The sequence below is a fragment of the Enterobacter sp. Lyrl_3 genome (assembly GCF_051948675.1).
GTDB classification, from domain to species: domain Bacteria; phylum Pseudomonadota; class Gammaproteobacteria; order Enterobacterales; family Enterobacteriaceae; genus Enterobacter; species Enterobacter cloacae.
The window spans coordinates 1-1,518 of record NZ_JAYJLI010000050.1 but is presented as its reverse complement, the minus strand read 5'-3'; the positions used below and the strand labels follow the sequence as shown (position 1 = coordinate 1,518).

The window sequence follows — 1,518 nt, the reverse complement described above, 5'->3', positions numbered from 1 at the left end:
CGAGGATTCTTCCGATGCCGGCCGCCGTCTTCGCAAGCGCCAGGATGATTTGCCCGAGCTAGTTAAGGCGCAAAAGCTGGTGGATGAAATTGGTCAGATTCCATTTGAGTTGATTGGTGGCGGTAAAGTCGAGGTTTCAGTATGAGCTGCTTCACTACCTGCACACCCAGTGCTCACAAAGAAAAAGGCAACGCTGCGAACGTTGCCTTTGGGAACCAGATCGATCACTGGTCGGGATTGTCACTTGGTCGTTTATTTTTTCGAAACTCTACTTCTCGTTTCAAAGCTGAGACAACGAACTGCCCTGTACTTTCGTTGGGCTCCTTTAAGAGCTCAATCTCATCTGCAATATCATGCGGGACACGTGCAGCTATAGTTTGTGATTTTCGGTTAATTGCTTTAGTCGCCATTATCGATAGCTTCCTCCAGAAGACACCAACAGTATGGCAGAAAAAAAATAGTGTTCAACACTTGACGTGTTCAACACCTGTAAATAATATGGTGTTAAACACCTTGATTGTATCATGGTGCTTAAATGACAACGCCCCAGCGTGCGGGAACACTGCTGAGGCGTCTAACCACAACGTAAAAGAGGCTTACATTATGGCATGTTCACATGATACCCAAACTCGCCCGGAATTTACATACCTGTTCCTGGGCACTCCGTCAGATAAACCTGACGCTACCCCGGTTGTTTTGCGCGCTGAGGCTAACACTGAGCAGCAAGCACGCTCACATTTCCTGAACTGGAATCTCGTATTCGCCGCGCAGATCCGCACCAAGGCCCCATGCCGTCTTCAGTTGATTGACGGTGGTGATTACTTCTCCTGGCTTTACGAGCAACGATTCGATACCTGCACCTCCGGTGTTCAGGAGGTGGCTCATGTCTGACATCCTCAAAGTCATCGGCGCATGTGTTCGCCTGGAGCACAAGGGCAAAAATTACGTCGGTCTGTGCCCGTTCCATAGCGAGAAAACGCCGTCATTCACTGTTGATCCTGAAGCTCAGACCTTCCGCTGTTTTGGCTGTGGCGTGCACGGTGATGCCGCAGATTTTGCGAAGCTGATGCTGGAGAAAGGCCTCAACACTGTACTTAACGTAAACCTGCATGTGGCACCAGGCTTTACCGGAACAGTGATCGTACATCTGAAGGAAGGGCGCCAGGTTTGCGACTATCCGCTGGTGAATGGTGAGCATATTGCAACGCTGCCGTCATTTCTCGAAATGGCACGCAATGCTGGATGGTCTGTCACACCTGAACAGGGGGGATGCAATGCGCAACGTTAAGGTTCTGGACGCGATAAATGCGATGGGGAAAATTCAGGCGCTGGCCGCTGCTGCCGGTTACCTCGTTTCCAGCGAAAGAGAAGAGCAAATTTGTTTTGAACTTATCGACCTGATCGAGGAGATCGCGCGGGAAGTATTGGAGGACGACAATGGATAAACCACACATTTATCGTACAGAAGAAGATGTGTTGCTCAACCTTCAACGGTCACTGGATCTGATGAACTGCGCT

General features: G+C 49.9%; 4 protein-coding genes. 3 read left to right on the top strand and 1 reads right to left on the bottom strand.

The window, feature by feature from the left end:
* Positions 1-224 precede the first annotated feature (224 nt).
* On the bottom strand, positions 225-410 hold the full coding sequence (locus VF709_RS24770) for a YlcI/YnfO family protein (RefSeq protein ID WP_440232468.1): 186 nt from the start codon (positions 408-410) through the stop codon (positions 225-227).
* Positions 411-603: 193 nt separating this feature from the next.
* On the opposite strand from VF709_RS24770, the gene VF709_RS24765 reads away from it, so the two are divergent.
* Genes VF709_RS24765 through VF709_RS24755 form a run of 3 tightly spaced genes read left to right on the top strand, consistent with a single transcriptional unit; the run spans position 604 to position 1,445 of the window.
* Entirely contained in the window at positions 604-891 is a 288-nt protein-coding gene (locus VF709_RS24765; protein WP_440232467.1) for a host cell division inhibitor Icd-like protein, read from the top strand.
* Positions 884-1,288, top strand: a complete 405-nt coding sequence (locus VF709_RS24760) for a CHC2 zinc finger domain-containing protein (RefSeq protein WP_440232466.1) — start codon at positions 884-886, stop codon at positions 1,286-1,288. The genes VF709_RS24765 and VF709_RS24760 overlap by 8 nt, the downstream gene beginning before the upstream one ends.
* Positions 1,275-1,445 (top strand): hypothetical protein, encoded by a 171-nt coding sequence (locus VF709_RS24755; RefSeq protein ID WP_440232465.1) that lies wholly within the window; start codon positions 1,275-1,277, stop codon positions 1,443-1,445. Before VF709_RS24760 ends, VF709_RS24755 begins: the two co-directional genes overlap by 14 nt.
* Positions 1,446-1,518: the final 73 nt, after the last annotated feature.

Bases quoted from the DNA above. Each gene is read 5' to 3' on its own strand.
- VF709_RS24770 (WP_440232468.1), bottom strand. From the start codon at position 410: ATGGCGACTAAAGCAATTAACCGAAAATCACAAACTATAGCTGCACGT.
- VF709_RS24760 (WP_440232466.1), top strand. From the start codon at position 884: ATGTCTGACATCCTCAAAGTCATCGGCGCATGTGTTCGCCTGGAGCAC.
- VF709_RS24765 (WP_440232467.1), top strand. From the start codon at position 604: ATGGCATGTTCACATGATACCCAAACTCGCCCGGAATTTACATACCTG.
- VF709_RS24755 (WP_440232465.1), top strand. From the start codon at position 1,275: ATGCGCAACGTTAAGGTTCTGGACGCGATAAATGCGATGGGGAAAATT.